The sequence below is a fragment of the Kouleothrix sp. 19917 genome, assembly GCF_057073505.1.
Genome location: NZ_CP097099.1, coordinates 7,007,433 through 7,026,715, shown reverse-complemented (window position 1 = coordinate 7,026,715; position 19,283 = coordinate 7,007,433). Strand labels below are relative to the sequence as shown.

Sequence of the window (19,283 nt, the reverse complement as noted above, 5' to 3'; positions counted from 1 at the left end):
TGCCAGACTGTCTTTGAAACTGCGACGAATTACCAAGGAAACATTTGATACCAAGGGACGTAGCCACCGGCTAGGTCGTAGATCACCAGGAAGATAAACGAGAGAATTCCCGACAGGAAGAACGATACATAGAAGAGCAAGACTACGCCTTCGAAGATGATACCGGGCGTCTCCTCGCGGGCGGCCTCCATTTGAAGTCCCAGAATCTCGACACATTCATCCCAATCAATCATGCCAATGACGTAGTCCCTCGTGATGCTTCGCATTCCTCGTTTCCGAGCTTCTGTAAGAATAATCATCTCACCCTCCTTGTGCCTTTCGGCTATAAATATCCACGGCTTCAGGCGCAATATTGTGCCCAAAACCGTGGATACCTATCAGGAGTGGAGATGATTATCAATTTGTCGCATTTCAAAGAACAGTTTTAACTTAGTAAGCGGAACTCAACTTATGTACTAATACATAAGCGTTATCGCGCTTACTATGTATAGTTATACCACATTTATAGTAAATAATCAATACTATAGGCTTAATCGTAACTGTTCACTGTTGGGGTAAAGAACATTCGGTCGAAGAGGTTGCGCCTTGGCTCAACAGCTTGACGCATTCCTCAAACGGGTTGCACTTGCGTGCCTGCCAGGTCTCGAACAGACTTGCCAAGCCCAGCCGAGTCTTGGTTCCCTGCTGGCTGCGCGAGCCGCCGCTGATCTTGCGCATGACAACCAGCGGCCGGATGCTGCGTTCGGCCAGATTGTTATCCGCACTCAAGCCATCGATCAGCACAAACTGGAACAACTCTTCCTCGTGCCGCAGCAACCGTTTCGCCAGCGCCTGGCAGGCATGCTTTTTGACCCGCGCATAGGCGAACCCGAGTGCGTGCGCCCGTGCCGTCAGTTGCACGTACTGCTGCTCGCGCTGCTCGCGTATCGGCTGCTCGTGCTCACGCAGCCAGCTTTGGGCATCGTCGTAGAGCGCTCGTACCTGCTGCGCCCACTGCAGTACCCCCGCATCGTCGGCGTGCTGCTGCTTCAGCTCCCGCAGCGCGCGCAGCAGATGAACCCAGCAGCGCTGATGCTTGCCGGCATAGATGTTGTAGCCGCAGTAGAAATCGCTCACCAGGTGGCCCTCAAACTGACCAGCCAGCATGCGTTTCACAACGGCCTGTCCACGTGAGTGGTCGTAGTCGTAGTAGCGCACAGCTTGCTCGCCTGGGGTTGAAAACGCCCAGATGTAGCCGTTCATTCCATCCTCGCGCCACGACGTTTCGTCGCCGTGCAGGATCGGACTGGCACGCGCCTGTGCCTTGAGCGCCTCGAGCTCGGCTTGCAACCTCTGCCGCAACTGATGGAGTAATTCCACGATTTCGCCTGTGCTGAGCAGCAATTGATGAACGCTGTGCAGATACGCCTGGATGCGGCGGATGGGCAAGCGCAGCGTGGTACGCAAGTAGCCGAGCAGGCTGATGATGCGCACGCCGATACGCCCTTGCCCCAGCACCTGACCACTCAGATCGAGCTTGGGGCTGTGCCAGCGCTGGCAGTGCGGACAGAAGCGTTTGATTACCCGATGTTCGACGACCTCGACCGGCTGCGGTTGAGGCAGTTCAATCACCTCACGCGAATAATCGAGGCTATCGCCTTGTAAGCGGTAGAGGCAGTCGGGACAGCGCTCAAGCGCATGCTCGACCGAGCGGGTCGGGGTCATTCGCTTGCGGTTGTGATTGTGCTGAGGTGCTCGCTTCTTGCGCGGCGATTTTGGCGAGGCTGGTTTGGGTCGATTAGGTTTGACGAAGGGTGGTGGCTCGTCGTGGTGCTGTTCCAGTTCGGCAATCCGAGCCAGAGCAGCCGCTAAGGCCTGCTCTAGCTCGCCGACGCGAGCGTGCAAATCGCTATTGACTGCGCGCAGGCGCTCAACTTCGTCTTCAAGCGTCATGCAGCCGAGTATAGCATAAGCTTAGGATAACTGTGAACAGTTACGCTTAATCGAGTTAATGGTATCATGATACCATGATACCAAGACACCATGGTACCATGGTTGCAACCATGAAACCATGATGCCATGCAACCACGATACCATGGTACCACGAATTGCCTATTGCAATGCTCTTTTTTCTGTTGATATAGTGGGGGAAATTAGCAATAAAAAATGGTTGCTGCCCCTGATAGAACACCAACCAAATTTTAGTTTCGCAAACTATGAGTAAAGTATCAAATTCTCCGGGGCGTGTCAATCGGAAACGGATTAACCATGCTACATTCTGCCCCTGCCACAAAAAGAACTGTATCAAACCATAAAGTACAATATCAAAGACCGCGTTTACAAAAACATTTTGTTCAGACGCCGCAAGTCCTTTTGCGCGGCTATCCTCAGTTGTCCGATGGCGCAAAGCTAACCTACCTGGTGCTCTTGTCGTTTGACTACCTCGACGCCGAGAGCGACGCACACAAGGGGATTGTGTACCCCTCGATTGAAACCCTGATGGCCATACGCGGCAAGGGCAAAAGCACTATCTACGCCCACCTTGCCGAGCTAGAGAAGCACGGGCTTGCCGAGGTTCTGATCGGTGAAGGCATACGCCTGTACAACCCGCTAGAAGGGGAGATGAGTGAAGATCGGCGTCTTTGTCCATCAACCTCCCAAACAGCTGCTACAGCCAGCCACAGCGGGTCGCAGAGCCCTTCTCGTCGCGCATCTGACGATATATCAAGGGGAGAAGAATCGGCGACAAGTTCCACGCTCACTTTCCAGAAATCTGGACGGCTAATAATGGAGGAAGAAGAGAACCAAGAAACAAAACAATACCAATACTCCGAAGCAGGGGAAAGGGAAAGAAAACTTGTTGTTGAGAAGCTAAGAAAGCTAGGATTTGACCAAAGCCTTGCCCGACAATTCGCCCTGCGATATAGTCCCGAGCGCATCGACGAGCAGATAACCAATCTTTGCCGTGCGTTGCAAAGCGGTGTCCACGTCCAGAGCTACCCACGCTGGCTCTACCGGGCGATAGAGCGTGACTACACCTTTGGCGACATTCCGGCAGTACCTTCAGGGCCAAGTTCGAAGCGGCGCAGAAGCTTAGGACACGAGCGACTACTGCCAACCGGCGAGGTCGTGTACGAGGTTCTTGAGTATCCGTGTGTGGGGTAGTCTGTTAAGGGAACTCTAAGAGAAATCCTCTTGAAATGAGCTTATTTCATGGTATACTTTTAGCCAAAGCACGAAACAAGAAAACCTGAGAAGTAAAAACCACCGTAGCCAAAAACAGGAGCGCACACCTTTTCCTAGACCAACTGAATAGCAGTAACGAATAGAAACCGTCAGCATTCCCCCGCTCGGCGGTTGTTTTCGTTGGTACACCTCTCTTGCTCAAAAACCCTTTTCTCTCAATCCTCTTGAAAATCCGCTTTAACTTAGTGTATTTACCAGGTTAGAACGCGCTTGGCATGTCAAAATTCTCGATTGGCCATAGCGTCACCTGTAATCCCTTTTTGACCTCGTAGTGCTTCTACCTCATCACCTAGATCCCTTGCTATATCCCCAGCTTGCACCTGTACTTCACGACCAGAGAGCCACCTATTAGCGCATTCCTCGGGTTGTGGAAAGGAGGTGAAAGAAACCATATATGCAGGAAGTCTATGTCCAGCAGGACCTGTTTACCACTCAAGAGCAAGTAGAGCGCAGACGATGTGAGGAAGTGGTTCAACCCCTAGAGCGACGAAGAGTAGCTAGCCTACCAGTAGAGCAAACCTTTGATTTCTCCGAAGTTGACTTTACCCGAAAAGATGTTCGCGAAAGTTTGGGCCGTGCCTACCGTGTGCTTTTGTCGTTGAGACCAAGACCACAGTCCTCAGAAGAAAAGGGGGAATGATTATTAACTTTACAAAAAGGCAAAATTTATGAGCGAAAATCTATTATTCCATTCAACCAAAAGCGGAGTTGACTTTACACTTGAAGCATTTGAGCTGTTGAGGGTCTATCCCAACTATTGCATTAGCGACTGGCAGGCAAAAATTGAGATGTACCGCAGTGAAAGCGCGGCTCTTTCCGGAAGTAAGGAACCAAGCACCAAGACAGACAGTCTGATACGCCAGGCCCAGGACGAAGTACGTCGAGCACAAGTCGTTATCCGTGACCTCTCAGAACTCCAAAAAGGGCGACGACGCATGTTCACGGTGGACTTTCAGCGAAAAGCCGAGGTGTACCGCAGGGTGCGCATCAAGCTTGGACTTGCAAAGATAGAGGATAGCCCGCACCTCTATGCGGCTCTCAAGATTGAGATGGAAATGCTTAAAGCGGAGAACCCCTACTTCAGTTTCAAGCGCTTTGTTGACTACATCAACTCGGAAGGGGAGGCAGCGCTATGATCCTTCTTGAAAACACGCGGCTTTATGCCACACAGCCACGAGTTGTCGCCAGAGCGTTGCAACGGTGGTTCTTGAAAATTGACCCACTTGAGCGCGACCAGGAGCATGGCTTTGTGCTCATTCTTGACGTGAGAAACCGCGTAAAGGTTGTGGACGTGATTAGCATCGGTATTCTCAATGCGTCAATCCTACATCCCCGTGAGGTGTACCGCCGAGCGATCACCCTTAGTGCCGCAAGCATTGTAATTGCTCACAACCACCTCTCGGGCGATTGTACTCCATCTGATGAAGACTGCCAGATTACCAATCTTCTTGTTGAAGCTGGCCGTGTCGTTGGGATTGAGCTACTTGACCACATTATCTTCAGCCGCAGCGGATTTTACTCGTTCAGAGAGCGAAATCTCATTTAGTCTAAGAGGTAGAAGTTATACATTAAGACATCGAGGCCTAATCCATAGTAATTAGCAAAGCACGTAGGGCCAGTGCTTGAAAAGGTAAAGGAGGTGAAGCTAAATGTCTCACAAACCAAAAAGTTTTTGGCACAAATTACGGTGCCGCTTGTTCGTTTTGGGGTATAGCGATGGGTACAAAATTGGCTTACGAGAAGGCTACGAGGCCGGTCATCGTAAGGGTTACAATGACGGCCATCAAGCCTACATAAAGAGTGTGTGGAATGCAGCTACCAAGCATTACAAAGGGTAGGCTGCTCTTACACTTTATCACAGCAGGTGGGTTGAGTGCAACACCCTCCTGTTTTTTTGCCTGTTATTGTGAAATATTTCATAAAGTTAGTCGAACGAGATGCTACGACCCGCGCTTTTAGATGTTCCTTCTGAGGCGCTGAGCTTCCTAGGATGGCAGCGGAACTGGTTGGATAGGGAACTTAGTAGGGCTAGTAGTTATCGTCCAGCACAGGCGATCTGAGAAGGTGAGAGGTACCGCTTCACGTCACTCGATCTTCATCCCCTAAGCCACCGGTCTCTTGTTCCCATACCTCTACACTTACTGTGCCAACTGGCTCAGTACTGGCTGTAAAGCGCAAAAGAGTAGAGCGCATGTTCTCTTCCGGCGATAATACCCTGTAACACTTTACAAAAAGCGTGTGAAAATGTCGTGAGTAGTGGCAAACCACCTGCTTGAATACCTGCTTTAACCCCTGCTTTTCAATAAAGCAGGTTGGCTTATCAATGCAGTATGTTGTCACTTGCGTCGGCATCGAGCCTCGCAAGCGACCCAGAGGGAAGATATCAAGGCGCTCATACCCCTCCGTCCTTCGCCTTCGGCTCGACCGTCGGGGCAATCGCGCCTATGATGCGCCGTCGTCCTCACTGCGGTCACCCTTCATGTGCGTTCTTGCTTCGTTTTCCCACTTCGTGGGCTAACTAGCAGCACACATTCGACTGCCCTTGCGAGTCCGACTCCATCCGTCCACCTTCAGCCCGTGTTCTCATCATCCTCTAAGCAAAACTGCCTGGCAAAATCTGTGAAAAGAAAGATGTGCTTTCGTCCTATAGGAAACACGGTCTGAACCCTACGGCCACGCTCACCGCTTGTGCGGGCGTGACCTCCGGGCTACGTTTCGGCTTACGCCTCACTTCGGGATGGACGGATGGAGTCGGACTCGCCTGCGCTACGCTTGGCTCACCCGACGGCGCGCAGCTTCGCCGGCTTTCCCTCTGGACTTCCTTCCGGCTCGCTGCTAAAAGGTACTGCCTTTCAGGCAGAATTTTATTGCCCGCCGTGCGGCGGGTCTTGACCGAAACGTTATACTGTTAATCGCGCTCCTGGTGCTTGTGAAAACGTGAGTGAAAAGACTACCCGCGTCCTTGCGGGTGTGTTTTCGTGGTAGCCCTCGAAAAGAGTGTTCTCTATGAGTGCATCAGTCATTATTGGGAAAGACAAAGCAAGCGGGCAAGAGATCGCACTCTCCCAGGAAGCGAGGGAGCTGTCTACGTATATCATCGGCATCAAGCGCTCAGGTAAAAGTACACTCCTTGAGCACATTGCACTCGGCGACATCCTAAACGGCGACGGTCTATGTTTTCTGGACCCGCACGGCGACAGTGCTGAAAAGCTCCTGCACGCAATCCCCAAAGAGCGGGCCGGCGATGTCATCTTCTGGGACGCTTCAGATACCGAGCGTCCCTTTGGCTTTAACCCGTTTTACGCACCAGGCGTTGACGACGCCGGTGCCGTTGCTAGTCAATTCCTTGACTTTCTCCATAACCTCGAAGAGTTTCGCGAAGCATTCAAGAATGCACCTCGCATGAACGAGGTGCTAAGAAAACTCGCAACGACGTTTGTCGTGAACCAGGGATATACCTTGGCCGACGCTCCGCTTTTTCTTCAAAACGCCAACTTCCGCCAGCAATTCTACGACAAGCTATTACCGGATTACTCGCAAGATTGGCGCTTTTGGAAGAGTTATGACGCACGCGACGCTGCGCAGCGCGAGGATTTTGCTCCAGCTCTGAATAAACTCAGGCGCTTTGAGAGTAGCAGAACCATGCGCGCAATCTTTGGCCAACCGAAAAACTCCATTAACTTTCGCGAAGCAATGGACGCAGGAAAAATTATAATCGTCAAGCTACCGGACAGGATTGGGCGTGACGATGCGTCCTTTATTGGGGCGTACCTCATGTGGGATATTGCCCGAGCGATGTTTGACCGACCACGAGAAGAGGGGCGGCGAAAGTTTCACATTCTTGCTGATGAGTTCTCGCGCTTCATGACCACAACGTTTGCGCGCGTACAGGACGAAGGCAGTAAATACGGAGTTGATGTCGTTATTGCGCATCAAAACCGGGACCAAATTGACGACGATAAGCTCAAAGGCAGCACACTGGCTGTTGGGAACAAAATTGTCTTTCGAGTAAGCGGAAAAGATGGTGGCGAGCTTGCCCCTGAATTTAGGCTAACTATCCCGGAAGGGAAGACTACAGAGCGCCCGAGATACGCGCTTGTTTCAAATGTCCTTGAGTTTTTATCCAGTGGGCGGCACGAGAACCGGGCAGTTCTTGATACCTACGAAAAACTGCGGATGCATCTAGACGAACTCTATGCTCGGATTTTGAACGCAGCTCGCGTGGGTGCTGTTGAGCTTCGGCCCAAGCTGGTTGCTGGTAAGCGTTCCAGTGAGCGAGCCTTTGACCGCGCTGGGTACGACAGACAAAAAGAGCAGTTTGAACTACAAAAACAGGAACTTGAGCGCCTTCTTAACCGCATTCTATTTTTCATGATGGGTGCTCAAGGTGACGAACAGGTAGCTACGCGGGACGAGAAAGTTGAGGGAGGGCTAGACCGGCTCTGTGAAGCGCTTGATCGGCTCTACAGCCTTTCCAACTTGGACAGAGAATGGTTTGGTAGTGGACACCTTGGATATGTCTTCCAGGTAGGCAAGCTTCGCGCCTTTCGACGCGAGCGCGGAAAAGTCGGCGACGGTTACAATCGCACACTGCTGGAGCAGATTACCAAAGGGGGAGAAGCCGGCCTGTGGGAGTGGACACGAAGCGAGCTAGAGAGGTGTCAGCAAGAGTTTCGTGTGAATCTGGCAACACAGGCAGAAAGTGATGTGAGTTGGTTGAGGCAGAGCGCGCCATCACCAGAGACTTTAACGCTGCGTTGGAGCACCGCGTATTCTCTTGATGCGTGGGAGACAAGGCTCCACACGCTTGTCTTTGTGCTCGGATACCTGTTGCACCACAATCCGTGTTACGCTCCCGTCGGGCAGCTTGAGAAGGTGCAAGAAAGGGAGCGTGTATACAGTGACGTTGCCAATGAAGTAGCCAACATGCTTTCAAATCTGCCGCAATATGTCGCACTCTGTAGTGTTGTTGCCAACCGTGTGCCGGTTCAGTATACGCTTGAGCCAAAGCAGCCAATCACAGCACAAGAAAAAAGTCTGAGTGAAGAGATACGCACGCATTCACGTATGACGTTTGGACGTGACCGACACGAGGTTGAAGCTGAAATCAGGAGGCGGCTTGGAGAAGGCGGGGGTAGTCCTCTGGGCAGTCCTCAGAGCGCTCCGTCGCCTACTGATGAACCACCGGCAGCACCAGCGATACCAGATACGCAAGTGCCGGACGATGATCCCTATGACGAAGAGGGTCCGCTTAGGACGCCGGTGATAGAATAAAGTATGAAGAGCAGTGCTTCCGAACAAAACGGGCAGCCGCTTACTCCTCGGGCGATGGAGGTTCTCAGTGCCATCTGCGAATGCGGCGCACTGACCTCACTCCAAATCTCTCTGCTTTGCTTTCCTCTACGGTACAACAAAGGAGAGCCCTACCGCGATTCCTATTGCTTGGAGCTTCTCAAAAAGCTCAGAGAAGCTGGGCTTATTGAGGAAATCGAGCGGTACCAACTGAAAAGCGAAGGCAAGAAAGCCTACGTGTATCGCCTTTCTCAAAAAGGGCGACAAACACTTGCTGCTTGGCGCAAGGTCTCTATGGTCGAGCTTCCGTGCCGTCAAAAGGATAAGCGGCTGAGTAAAGAGTACATCGAGCACTTCACCCTTATTAACGATTTCCGTGTTGTCCTGATGCGCGCAGTTTTTGAGCTTGGAAATGATGCTCGCATAATGACCTATTACGACGACATGGACCTCAAAAGCAGGCACAGTAGCGACAGGCTTACCATCACCTTGCCCGGTGGCAAGACTGAAAGTAATGTAGTCCTCGTTCCTGATGGATATTTCTGCTTGAGAGTGCGGGAGGCGCAACCCTGGGATTATCACCGGTTTGTTGAGGTTGACCGTGGAACAGAAATAGGCAGGAGTAATGCTGACTATAACGACTGGGTCCGAAAGATCCTGAAATATCGAGAATATGTAAAAAGGGATGGCGCCTATCAAAACCGATATCAAGCGCCTGGTGTTGCTATTTTAACCATTACTTTATCAGAAGAGCGCCTTGCCAATCTAAAAAAAATAACGGAAGAAGTCGGTGGGAAACATCGATACTGGTTTACGAGTATTGACCGGATTTTTGCCCGCAAAGGTGAGCCACTAACCAAAGTGCTTACTGAGCCTATTTGGGAAATTGCGACAAGGAATGGACAATATTCTCTTCTCGGGGCAGGTGAATAGGAATAAGTCAAATAACGCCTGGCCGCCCGCTTTTCTCTTGTGTAGTTACTGTGTAGCGTGACCTCGATTTGCCCCGAGGTCAGGAGAGAATAAGTCTATTGGGCAAATAATAGACTTTCTTCCCGTATTCAATAGACGGCGAATACGGTCAGGGGGCAGCAACTCAGGCTTATGCTAGCGTGACGTTAGTATAACATATCAGGAAACGGTGATACACATGTTTTCCGACAACAAGCTTGCCAGGCAAAAGCTTATTAATAAGCCGATGCGTAAATATACCCGAGTCGTGTGGTCGCTTTATTTTGGGACATTGCTTGTAGAGATTATATGCGCAGTTGCACGAGCCGTGCTCTTTCTGGGCATATTCGTCTTAGTAAACACGTTCGTTGATGCAATTCTTTCTGGCTACAGAATACATAATCCAATATATACGCTCACTGGAGAGGGAAGAGTAGAGTATCTTGTATCCGTGGCTAAGTTTGTTGCTGTCATAAGTATTTTTCCTATCATCTTAAGTGTTCTCACGATTGTGCCGGCGCTTTTTGGTACGCGAATTCTGCCAGATGTAATTTGGCCGTGGTGGATAAAGACCGAAGCTGGAAAGCTTTCTGATAGGCAAGAAGAAATTATTGACGACATTATTAAGACCTTTCCTGAGAAGCACCAACAGGAGATACATAGGCGACGCGCTAAGCTGGGAAAGCGATTTGAAATTAGGATGATCCCGAATTCGCAAGAGGAGGAAATAACCCGTTTCGGAGACAAAATCTATATCACTACAGCGCTGCTTGAGAGCAAGTACTTGGGAGCACTCTTAGCGCGTGAGTTATCACACGTTCTCAGCTTTGATAGTCAAGTTGAGCGTGCACTCGCGCGGTTTAGATTGTACCCCACCGCACCTGTCTTACAGGGTGCCAAGGCGGCAGGGCCGCACGTCACTAAGCAGTTTTTTTATGCTTCAGATGGGGGACGTACGCAGGCGACAACCGCACTTGGGTGTCTTGTCGTATTGCTCATGATACTTGCAGGTGGCGAATTAGGTGTAGCAGCTTTTTGTGGTAAGTGGAATAATTTTCGACGCGAACGGGAGTTTGACGCTGATCGACTTGCGCAAGCGTGCGGACAAGGAGAGGCGCTCACTGAGTATGTGCAAAAATATAAGGTCTATGATATTGCAACTCCCGAATTCCTTTTAGCTATGCCATATTCTGAGCATCGACTTGAGCGACTGAGGTTACGTGGGCAAGGAGATGGCGGGGAGGATGTGTGGCCATCCTACCAAAGCTTGATTGGGGTTATTCTCTTTTTTGTTGTTTTAGCCGCACTCACTTTAGGAGTGTTATTGATCATACCTTCAACGCGCGACCAACTGTATACATATACACCCCAAGGTCAGGCAACTGCACAAGCGATACGGGCAACAGAAGCGGCAAACGACGCTGATATAGATGCAGGTACAGCTTTTCTAGTAGGGAAATGGTCTGTTGTGGAGCAGCCCGAAACTATTATGATATTTCTTGACAATGGCAGAGTTGGTCTCAAAAGTGGTGAGGGTCGCGAAATTTACGACAATTTTTTGTATTACATGAAGAAAAAACAGTTTTATTGGCCTCTTGGCAGCAGGGATAGCGAATACACTGTCGAGGTGTCATCAGACAACAACACCGTTACTCTTGTCAACAAGAGCGATCCTGCTAAAAGGATGACGTTGAAGCGACTATAGAGGATACTATGCAAATGACAACTTGAAGGGCTATGCTTCCTTCTCAGCGAGAATCTATGAAATTGTACGGCGAATAAGGTAGCTGGTGAAGTCAACGAATCGCACGGCATTGTTTGTGATATACCGATGCGGCTTACGCGTTATATCCTCAACTATGTCGCCCACTCCCCGCCACATATCGCTCTCAGTAACCATTTCAATTGCATAAAAGACAGGCGCTGCAATAGGTATTCTGTCTACTATACCTCCCACAATAACATCACGGCGTATCTGTCGTTTTGCTAGGCGTCCGTACAAGCTTTCCCAGGCAGCTTCCTCATATGCTGCATCTGCTTGCTGAAAGTGTGGCCTAACATTATCTATTATTCGGCGTAGTGGTAACAGCTTTCGCCGTTCGTCTGGAGTTTCTGGGATAAAGAAATTTTCTTTCTTAAACACCCCACCTAGATGTTCAAGCGTCTTGTCATACTGTTGGTCACGTAGTCGCTTATAGTTCTTAATAGTGTTAATTTTCTCGATATGGTTCATATACTGACATATATACTATAAACGGTTATATATGTCAATACTATAGGCTAATATCATTCTTCCGAGAATATATCTCGCAATCTGTACTTGATGATGTATTTTGCTATATTGACGCATTCTAGCCACTAGTATACAATGTATATGTTATATGTTGACATATAACATTGGAGATTATATGGTTAGAACACAAGTGTATCTTACCGAAGAACAACACAAAACGTTAACTCATTTAGCTAAAGTGCGTAATCAGCCGATGGCTGAATTGGTGCGCGAGCTTCTTGCTAAGGGTTTACATGAGAATGTAGGTAAAGACATCTCTGGTAAGACTGCCATGAAAAACTTATTCAAAATACGTGCAACCGGAGGGCCAACGGATTTGTCTACAAACCTTGACCATTATCTTTATGGAGGACCAAAGAAGTAAGTTAGTTGATATATCTAATCAGAACATACTCGTTGACGCAGATGGGTTTGTTGCGATTGTTAAAGAAGACGATGCTAACCATGAGAAAGCACGGCAGTATTACTCTCGTATTGATACACTTCCAGTGAACCTTATAACCACAAATTATGTGATAGCCGAAGCTATCACGGTAATTAGCCAGCGAGTAAGTCACGAAGTTGCGGTTGATTTTATCGCCACCGTAACAGCAGAACCAAGCCCAATAACTATCCTCGACATTGATAATACATTCGTCCGCAAGAAAGCCATTCCTCTATTTAAGAGCCAAAAATCTAAGAATGTGAGCTTTGTTGATTGCATCAATATGGCAGTGTTGAAAGAGCATAACTGCCTCTGCATCTTTAGTTTTGATGCTGCGTACAAAACAAACGGCTTCACGCTTATTGAAGACTTCTTAGAAAGTCGTAGCGAACTATCCTCCCATTCCTGACACCGCTACTAGCAGAGTTCCATAACTCACTGTTTACACCTTTTTGGTAATCGGCTATACATAGTGAATGGGTAAGGCTAAGGAGCACGACCAGCACTATGAGCAGCGGTCATTTGACCTCCCCGGCCTCAAACGGCCAGCACGCCGGATCTACACTACCAACGAACTCTACGAGCTGCACCGAGCACTTGAGCCGTTTGTTGACCTTGCAGAGCTTCGTACCTTTGCCGCTTCTGGAAGGGATATCTATGAGGCGTTGCGAGTGGACAAGCCACCAAAGGAGCTACGAGCGCTCTTGGACACGCTTGTTGCTATTCTACGACCGGTAGGCAGAGAACAGATAAGAAGCCCGATGGACGCAGCGGCGCTTCTCATGGTAGATATGGGACACCTTGACCAAGAGGAGTTGCGCACGGTACTTCTAGATACCAAGAACCGCATACAAGACATTGTGACCGTGTATCAAGGTTCGCTCAATGCTTCCATGGTTCGCGTCGGTGAAGTTTTTAAAGCCGCTATCAGGTGGAATAGTGCAGCACTCATTGTGGCACACAATCATCCATCCTCAGACCCAACCCCAAGCCCAGAGGATGTATTCGTGACTCGCCAGATAGTTGACGCCGGAAAGTTACTTGACGTTGAGGTGCTAGACCATCTCGTGGTAGGGCAGGGCCGATGGGTAAGTATGCGCGAACGGGGATTAGGCTTTTCGGGGTAGTATACCTTTTATAACGCACTTCTGGTCTTTGCCCTACTGCTGAGTTTAGAACTAATAGCTTGGGAAAGCTCGGTACTATTGTAGGAAGCCGACGCAGGCCAATGAAGAACAGGGATAGCTACTGCGGCAAGCACCTGGTCTACGAAGTGATCCCGCTGCCGCCGTTCCGTTCTGGCATGCGTCCGGTCATCCAGTTCGATAACGAGTATGGGCTTCATTGTGTCGTGTCTGACGATGACGAAATCTACACACTTCATTCCAATAGGGCTGAAGTTCTTCCAGAAAGACGTTCCACTTCCTGGCTTCACATGAACTAAGTTAGCAAGCCGTACTTGCGCCAGTAAGTAACAATCTCTTGGGAGAGAATCTTGAAGTACCTGAAAAAACCGACACTCTGTATCAGTCAAAAGCGGCACTGCTACATAGGGCAAGACTTGAGGCTGAGCGTGGTAAAACTTCGAGAGGAAGAAGAGGAGTAGGCCACCACCAAGAACGAGAAGGATAAAGCTACTCCAGATGAGGACATAAAGGAAGTCCATACTTGTAGTGTATCAGACCACCAGCCCTATCCCCACCATAGATGGGTTCAAAACAGTGTTGCCCATCGTCTGTCCTATAGTATTTACTTTTTCTCCTACAAATGCTATTATATTGCTGCTCAATGAGTTTATAATTCGTTTGAGAGTTATTAAACTTAGCCGAGCCTGAGCTAAATTAGCTCAGTTAGCACTTTGACAACGAGAGATTGTTACGCCTCATGTTTTCAGAGGCTTACAGCACAGGTAGAAATATGTGTCTTGTAAGCCTCTGAAAAGAGTATGGTTGAACTGCTAATGAGCAGATTCAACAAAGCGTGCAGGTTAAGTTCTGCATGACCATACTTATAGTGAGGCGGGGGTGATATGTGGAGTCGCTATTTCACTGAAGGCAAGACTGGTGCTGATTACTTCGTGGGACTTATTGTGTGGTTCTCCTCCTCCATGACCATAACATGTGTGCTCGCTGGTTTGCTAATGAACCTGACTGGATTTATTGGTCCACTCGCAGTATTTGCGTGGTTCCTATTCTTTTTGCTAGTGCAGGTCGCTAACTGGAAAAAGGAAGTGCTTGCTATGCTAAAGCGACTTGTCAGATAGAAAGGATATGCCAGTAGGTAAGTAAGCAGGGCTCCACTTGGAGATACAAAAAGGCCAGCATACGGCTGACCCCTGCTTACTTATTTGTAGTTCCTTGCTTCTTAAACTAAATCTCTCGTTGTCTTCAATACAAGACTTAGTATTTATTTCGAAATAGAAAATCTATAATACTGCGTGGCAACGAGAACACATCCGAAAGTCGTTTTTGGGTCGCAGCATATACACCGTTTATCATTGCCGCAATTATTGCTACTATACCAGCGCCATCTACGGCATAATTTACCATCGACCACAAATTGTTACTGGTAGAATTACGAAATACTGCACCAAAAAATGCTCCGAAGATAAAGCCGATAGGTATTCCCCACAATGCTCCTAGTGCGATACCAACCGCTGCTTTTGACAGCACATCTCTTAGTAATTTTATTGGGTTACTAGTGCTTTCACTTCTAATTTTTGCGCCGCTCATTTCTGATTGTTGATAAAATAATATCATCAACCCAAACATTATAATAAAGAATATGAACGAGTGTATTTGAGGAAAAACACGGTTGAAGCCTTTAAAAAGAAGCCAGGAGACAAGGAAAAGTTCCGACAATACAAACGGGAAAATAACAATCTTTGTTCTTGCTTCCGAAAAATGTATCAATGCAAATCCAAAGGCTGATGTAATAATACTTGGAATTAAGAATGACATAAGCTGATCGTATCCTATAATTAGACCCTCCATCGCGTAATAACCGCCTATCACAAGAAAGAAAGAGGCATAGATAACATATATATAACCGAATAGAAGTAGTATGTTTTTATGAATGTCTTTTCCGATATAAAGAAATAGTGCCCCGAAAACAAATGTTATTAGGATGCTTACAAATAGGCTTGCAAATTTATCTGATGGAAAATCGCTAGTATCGTTGTATAGTTCACGTAATAGTTGGAAAATTGAAATACAGTTCGCGACAAATGATATAACGCCTGCCGTCATGAAAAAGGCTTTAATTGACTTTATATCCTGGGCTTTCATGAAATTTCTCCACAACTATTTTGTGTCAGCGATGAGGCTGAGCACAAAGCGTTCTTAGTGTAGATTATACGCAGATATCCTCCTGAAGTTGCACAGCTTGTCTGAGAGCTTATGACGCCTTATCTCGCACTATTACAAGCTCGTCTGCTCCATGACCTTTCCCCCGCTCTGCTTGGCCAAGTGAATATAGACTTGGGTGGTGTTCAAATTGGCGTGTCCTAACCATTCCTGGAGCTGGTAGGTGCTCACCCCCTTCTCTGCTTTCTGTGTGGCGAAGGTATGGCGCAGACTGTGCGGGCTTATGCGTTTGGTAATACCTGACGGTTGGATATACTTTGCCACAATTTTTCGTACCCTCCGCTCCCGATAGGCTCACCATAGTAATTCAAGAACACCTCATCATTAGGACTATCGGGTCGCTGTGCCCGGTAGTTCTTGAGCGCCTGGGCGCCTTTCTTTTCAAGTGCAATGGTATGAGCGTAACCCCCTTTCCCCAGGCGAACATGTAGGAGCGGTATGGCATTCTCATAACTAGAAATATAGAGGGTTATGAAATCTCAACTTCGAACGTAGCTTCATCCCCAGTATCCCAGTGTTTTTTTGTTGACATCCATGCTATAATACTATAGGATATAGATAAGTTAATTTATCGCAAATGTCCACCCCATTGTTTTACCGCCATGTATGCTTTCTGGAACATGGTTCACTCGTTTCTGAGAAGCTATCCGGAAACTACTCGGTACGAAAGAGGCGTTTGAGTAAGATATCGATGGAGGCAAGATAGATCCAGCCTTCAGTGCTTTCCGGACGGCGGTCGTATTCTTTACTCAGCTGTCGATAGCGACCCAACCACGCGAACGTTCGCTCGACCACCCAGCGCTTTGGCAAGAGCGCAAAACCAACCTGATCAGCCGCCTTCTCGACCACCTCGACCGCACACGAAAGGTACTGATTGACCCAGTCGACAAACATCCGTTTGTAGCCTTGATCGACACGTATGCTCTCCAGGCTCGTAAGCGCATCACTGTGCTCGTTCAGCAGCCAAATCCCACCTTCGCTCTCGCTGATATCGGCTGCATGCACCAGCACCCGTATCACAAAACCGTTCGTGTCAACAATCAACTGGCGCTTGCGACCTTTGATATTTTTTTCCCGCGTCAAAACCACAATCACCGCCGGCTTCTGTGGTCTTGACGCTCTGGCTGTCAATCACTGCGATATGAGGGTGTGGGTCTCTGCCGAGGGCTTGACGGACACGCTCGTGGAGAAAGTCGTTGATGCGTATCCAACTTCCGTCCTCATTCCACTTTTTGTAGTAGTCGAACACGGTACTCTTGGGCGGAAAGCCTTCGGGCAACATATCCCACTGGCAGCCTGTCTTCTTTTTGTAGCGAATAGCATTAAATACCTGGCGGAGATCGACCGTGCGCGGTCGGCCGGTCGGTGCTTTTCGGCTCAATTCTGGAGCCACAATCTCCCATTCCTGGTCGGTGGCGTCGGTTGGGTAGCCCATGTTCTTTCTCCCCGCTTCGTCTGAATGCCTTTACTCAGATAAAGGAGGAACTATACCATATCTCGCTTCCACTTTCCGGATAGCTTCTGATAACGCGCATCCTGATTTAGATCTATCGGGAATACATCCCGCGACATGCAATTTTCCATTGCATATCTCACGAGAGTACTCTTTGACGCTCTTAGTGACCTTACGCTAGGTTTATTTTGGTGCGCATTGTGGACTTAGCTATGCTCGAAGTTTACTGTACAAACATTACTCTAGGGTAACTCACCTTGGGTATTTCTTAAAATCAGGTGTAAGTTGTAACTCAATTTCAACGAGGTTCAACATGCGCAAAGCAGTATGTTTTTCATTGTTACTTTCGATAATACTAGTCAGTATTACATCTGCCGCTGCACAAACAGTTCAGCCTGGTAATACTGCAATTGCCTCCATTACATTAAATCAACCTCTTCCTGTTCAAGAAGCGGTTCGATTAGCAAAAAAATATGAACTCACAGCATTGATGTTAGAAGGAGATTTTACCATTGGAAGCAGGAAATTGCATGATTTCTATATTATTCCCTCCCGCATCGATATCAAAGCGATAGAATCTGATTATTTAAAGCAGCGAATGGCTTTCTTTGCTGACATTTCAATGTCTTTAGACAAAGCGCTAAACTCTAGCGAGAAGCATTCAGCGGAACTCCAGAATATGATGGAGAATCAAGCTAAGGCAATAAATTCATCTGCTTTCCAAGAAAAGAATCAGCTGATAACTATTTCCAAACTAATATTGAGGGGTGACTCTAGCAATATCAATAGATTCGGCGTTGATAGGCCTGGAACAGTTATTGCGATTGCCGACGAGAATTCTCTTTCTAAAACAGATCCGCAGAAAAAGCAGGAATCAAATGATATTGTGCAGCCTGCAAATAGCGGAAGTATATCTGATGATTCTAGATGGAATCCAGAAGTGGGTGTGTCGTATGTATACCCAAGTCAAAATGGTGGTCGGTATACCTATCAATGGATGTGGTGGAATGAAATACCTTTTTCCAGTGATCAAACATATGAGCATGATTACTTCCTATATAACTATGATAATGATGGGACGTATCTAAATGGAGATGATACAGGATATCCAGGGTGTTTTCCTGTAATAGAATATGCTGCTACGACGTGGCCGGCAGAATCAAAGCCTTATTTGGATACGCGTTTTGCAGCAAACTACGTGAGCTGTGAACGAGACGAAGTGGCATATACTATTGGTGCAGCACAAGCAGACAAATTAACAGCTAATACATGGCATTACACATATATTCATACAACAGATGGCAATGTAGATAATGATAAGTTTAAGCTGAGTGCTCAACTGGGACATAGAACTCCATCATGGTGTTATACAACTTGGTGCAGTTTTGGCGATGATAGTAGAACCCTTGTGCCAGCTTGGAGCAGCTTTGTTCCCGGAACCAGATGGTGGTGGGCGCGAACAGCAGCATCATGTTCGGGATTATTCCTATCACAATACTTCAATAACCGCTCTCTCGAAGGTACACCAAAATTCTCACGCTGCGAGGGGGCAATAAATAAGAATTGGGGATATGACGGCCCTTCTTATGATGTCGAACCAGATAACTTTTCTGTCCGATGGGAAGGTGAATTTTACTTTGCTGAAGATGAATATACATTTATTGCTTACATTGATGATGGTGTTCGCATATGGATTGATGACAGCTTAATTTTGGACAAGTGGTTTGACCAGGCGCCCACTCAGTATACAGTTAATCACAGAATGAGTGCCGGTAACCATAAAGTTAAAATCGAGTATTTTGAGGGTGGTGGTCTTGCTATAGCTCAGGTTCGATGGCAAAGGTATGTATCAACACAACCAGTTGTTGTAGATGAGATGAGTTCTGGATTTACAAAAGGGGGAGTATATTGGTGGGATGATTGGTCGAGGGGCGTGAATAATCACATGTATTGGACCTGTGCTAATGGTAATACAGTTGACAGCTGGGGAGAATGGCGACCAAGTTTGTCGACTACTCGTAATTACCAACTAATCGCGTTTATTCCGAACTATCATACGAACACGACGAATGCTAGATATGAAATACATCATCAGTATGGTGTTACAACAGTTGCACTGTCACAGGTTCCATACTATGATCAGTGGGTTACCCTAGGCACGTATGCTTTTGCATCAGATAATACTGGTTATGTTCGTCTGACAGATGCTACCGGTGAGACACCGTCGTGTGGCATTCATATTGGGTTTGATGCTATTGCATGGATACCGAGGTGAGAAAT

General features: G+C 47.9%; 17 protein-coding genes and 1 pseudogene. 10 read left to right on the top strand and 8 right to left on the bottom strand.

Features of this window, described 5'->3' with window-relative positions:
* Positions 1-29: 29 nt before the first annotated feature.
* Together M1P90_RS28400 and tnpC are read right to left on the bottom strand one after the other, a co-directional pair.
* Positions 30-299: a hypothetical protein gene (locus M1P90_RS28400; RefSeq protein WP_483699071.1), complete on the bottom strand. Its 270-nt coding sequence runs from the start codon at positions 297-299 to the stop codon at positions 30-32.
* Between the two features lie 244 nt (positions 300-543).
* Complete coding sequence (gene tnpC / locus M1P90_RS28395; RefSeq protein WP_409569855.1) at positions 544-1,932, bottom strand: IS66 family transposase; 1,389 nt, start codon at positions 1,930-1,932, stop codon at positions 544-546.
* A gap of 315 nt (positions 1,933-2,247) precedes the next feature.
* Between tnpC and M1P90_RS28390 the strand changes: the two genes are divergently transcribed.
* The 6 genes from M1P90_RS28390 to M1P90_RS28365 all read left to right on the top strand — a co-directional run bounded on the left by M1P90_RS28390 (position 2,248) and on the right by M1P90_RS28365 (position 11,173).
* Positions 2,248-3,144 carry a helix-turn-helix domain-containing protein gene (locus M1P90_RS28390; protein ID WP_483699070.1) on the top strand — a complete coding sequence of 299 codons (897 nt, stop codon included), beginning with the start codon at positions 2,248-2,250 and terminating at the stop codon, positions 3,142-3,144.
* 749 nt (positions 3,145-3,893) lie between these two features.
* Positions 3,894-4,361 carry a hypothetical protein gene (locus M1P90_RS28385; RefSeq protein WP_483699069.1) on the top strand — a complete coding sequence of 156 codons (468 nt, stop codon included), beginning with the start codon at positions 3,894-3,896 and terminating at the stop codon, positions 4,359-4,361.
* Positions 4,358-4,771 carry a JAB domain-containing protein gene (locus tag M1P90_RS28380; RefSeq protein ID WP_483699068.1) on the top strand — a complete coding sequence of 138 codons (414 nt, stop codon included), beginning with the start codon at positions 4,358-4,360 and terminating at the stop codon, positions 4,769-4,771. Before M1P90_RS28385 ends, M1P90_RS28380 begins: the two co-directional genes overlap by 4 nt.
* 1,460 nt (positions 4,772-6,231) lie before the next feature.
* Entirely contained in the window at positions 6,232-8,499 is a 2,268-nt protein-coding gene (locus tag M1P90_RS28375) for a type IV secretory system conjugative DNA transfer family protein (protein ID WP_483699067.1), read from the top strand.
* Between the two features lie 3 nt (positions 8,500-8,502).
* Positions 8,503-9,450 carry a replication-relaxation family protein gene (locus M1P90_RS28370; protein WP_483699066.1) on the top strand — a complete coding sequence of 316 codons (948 nt, stop codon included), beginning with the start codon at positions 8,503-8,505 and terminating at the stop codon, positions 9,448-9,450.
* 217 nt (positions 9,451-9,667) lie between these two features.
* A complete protein-coding gene (locus tag M1P90_RS28365; protein ID WP_483699065.1) occupies positions 9,668-11,173 on the top strand; it encodes a M48 family metalloprotease in 1,506 nt (501 codons plus the stop codon).
* A gap of 54 nt (positions 11,174-11,227) precedes the next feature.
* On the opposite strand, the gene M1P90_RS28360 is transcribed toward M1P90_RS28365, so the two are convergent.
* On the bottom strand, positions 11,228-11,701 hold the full coding sequence (locus M1P90_RS28360; protein ID WP_483699064.1) for a hypothetical protein: 474 nt from the start codon (positions 11,699-11,701) through the stop codon (positions 11,228-11,230).
* A 175-nt stretch (positions 11,702-11,876) separates the two neighbouring features.
* On the opposite strand from M1P90_RS28360, the gene M1P90_RS28355 reads away from it, so the two are divergent.
* The 3 genes from M1P90_RS28355 to M1P90_RS28345 all read left to right on the top strand — a co-directional run bounded on the left by M1P90_RS28355 (position 11,877) and on the right by M1P90_RS28345 (position 13,312).
* The gene (locus tag M1P90_RS28355) at positions 11,877-12,125 is read left to right on the top strand and encodes a ribbon-helix-helix domain-containing protein (protein ID WP_483699063.1); all 249 of its coding nucleotides are present in this window, start codon (positions 11,877-11,879) and stop codon (positions 12,123-12,125) included.
* Positions 12,091-12,594, top strand: coding sequence for a type II toxin-antitoxin system VapC family toxin (locus M1P90_RS28350; protein ID WP_483699062.1), 504 nt, complete (start codon positions 12,091-12,093; stop codon positions 12,592-12,594). The genes M1P90_RS28355 and M1P90_RS28350 overlap by 35 nt, the downstream gene beginning before the upstream one ends.
* 67 nt (positions 12,595-12,661) lie before the next feature.
* Positions 12,662-13,312: a JAB domain-containing protein gene (locus tag M1P90_RS28345; protein WP_483699061.1), complete on the top strand. Its 651-nt coding sequence runs from the start codon at positions 12,662-12,664 to the stop codon at positions 13,310-13,312.
* A gap of 8 nt (positions 13,313-13,320) precedes the next feature.
* Here M1P90_RS28345 and M1P90_RS28340 read toward each other — a convergent pair whose 3' ends face one another.
* The 5 genes and pseudogenes from M1P90_RS28340 to M1P90_RS28320 all read right to left on the bottom strand — a co-directional run bounded on the left by M1P90_RS28340 (position 13,321) and on the right by M1P90_RS28320 (position 16,985).
* Positions 13,321-13,851 carry a DUF2726 domain-containing protein gene (locus tag M1P90_RS28340; RefSeq protein WP_483699060.1) on the bottom strand — a complete coding sequence of 177 codons (531 nt, stop codon included), beginning with the start codon at positions 13,849-13,851 and terminating at the stop codon, positions 13,321-13,323.
* 733 nt (positions 13,852-14,584) lie between these two features.
* Complete coding sequence (locus M1P90_RS28335; RefSeq protein ID WP_483699059.1) at positions 14,585-15,472, bottom strand: hypothetical protein; 888 nt, start codon at positions 15,470-15,472, stop codon at positions 14,585-14,587.
* Between the two features lie 132 nt (positions 15,473-15,604).
* Positions 15,605-15,823 (bottom strand): annotated as a pseudogene (locus tag M1P90_RS28330) (tyrosine-type recombinase/integrase); the annotation flags it as partial.
* 381 nt (positions 15,824-16,204) lie between these two features.
* The gene (locus tag M1P90_RS28325) at positions 16,205-16,645 is read right to left on the bottom strand and encodes a transposase (protein ID WP_483699058.1); all 441 of its coding nucleotides are present in this window, start codon (positions 16,643-16,645) and stop codon (positions 16,205-16,207) included.
* A complete protein-coding gene (locus M1P90_RS28320) occupies positions 16,584-16,985 on the bottom strand; it encodes a transposase (protein ID WP_483699057.1) in 402 nt (133 codons plus the stop codon). Before M1P90_RS28320 ends, M1P90_RS28325 begins: the two co-directional genes overlap by 62 nt.
* 331 nt (positions 16,986-17,316) lie before the next feature.
* On the opposite strand from M1P90_RS28320, the gene M1P90_RS28315 reads away from it, so the two are divergent.
* Positions 17,317-19,278, top strand: coding sequence for a PA14 domain-containing protein (locus M1P90_RS28315; RefSeq protein ID WP_483699055.1), 1,962 nt, complete (start codon positions 17,317-17,319; stop codon positions 19,276-19,278).
* Positions 19,279-19,283: the final 5 nt, after the last annotated feature.

Coding starts and splice junctions, on each gene's coding strand:
- M1P90_RS28400 (WP_483699071.1), bottom strand. CDS start 299: ATGATTATTCTTACAGAAGCTCGGAAACGAGGAATGCGAAGCATCACG.
- M1P90_RS28360 (WP_483699064.1), bottom strand. CDS start 11,701: ATGAACCATATCGAGAAAATTAACACTATTAAGAACTATAAGCGACTA.
- M1P90_RS28365 (WP_483699065.1), top strand. CDS start 9,668: ATGTTTTCCGACAACAAGCTTGCCAGGCAAAAGCTTATTAATAAGCCG.
- M1P90_RS28335 (WP_483699059.1), bottom strand. CDS start 15,472: ATGAAAGCCCAGGATATAAAGTCAATTAAAGCCTTTTTCATGACGGCA.
- M1P90_RS28370 (WP_483699066.1), top strand. CDS start 8,503: ATGAAGAGCAGTGCTTCCGAACAAAACGGGCAGCCGCTTACTCCTCGG.
- M1P90_RS28315 (WP_483699055.1), top strand. CDS start 17,317: ATGCGCAAAGCAGTATGTTTTTCATTGTTACTTTCGATAATACTAGTC.
- M1P90_RS28390 (WP_483699070.1), top strand. CDS start 2,248: ATGCTACATTCTGCCCCTGCCACAAAAAGAACTGTATCAAACCATAAA.
- tnpC (WP_409569855.1), bottom strand. CDS start 1,932: ATGACGCTTGAAGACGAAGTTGAGCGCCTGCGCGCAGTCAATAGCGAT.
- M1P90_RS28355 (WP_483699063.1), top strand. CDS start 11,877: ATGGTTAGAACACAAGTGTATCTTACCGAAGAACAACACAAAACGTTA.
- M1P90_RS28375 (WP_483699067.1), top strand. CDS start 6,232: ATGAGTGCATCAGTCATTATTGGGAAAGACAAAGCAAGCGGGCAAGAG.
- M1P90_RS28345 (WP_483699061.1), top strand. CDS start 12,662: ATGGGTAAGGCTAAGGAGCACGACCAGCACTATGAGCAGCGGTCATTT.
- M1P90_RS28385 (WP_483699069.1), top strand. CDS start 3,894: ATGAGCGAAAATCTATTATTCCATTCAACCAAAAGCGGAGTTGACTTT.
- M1P90_RS28380 (WP_483699068.1), top strand. CDS start 4,358: ATGATCCTTCTTGAAAACACGCGGCTTTATGCCACACAGCCACGAGTT.
- M1P90_RS28340 (WP_483699060.1), bottom strand. CDS start 13,851: ATGGACTTCCTTTATGTCCTCATCTGGAGTAGCTTTATCCTTCTCGTT.
- M1P90_RS28320 (WP_483699057.1), bottom strand. CDS start 16,985: ATGGGCTACCCAACCGACGCCACCGACCAGGAATGGGAGATTGTGGCT.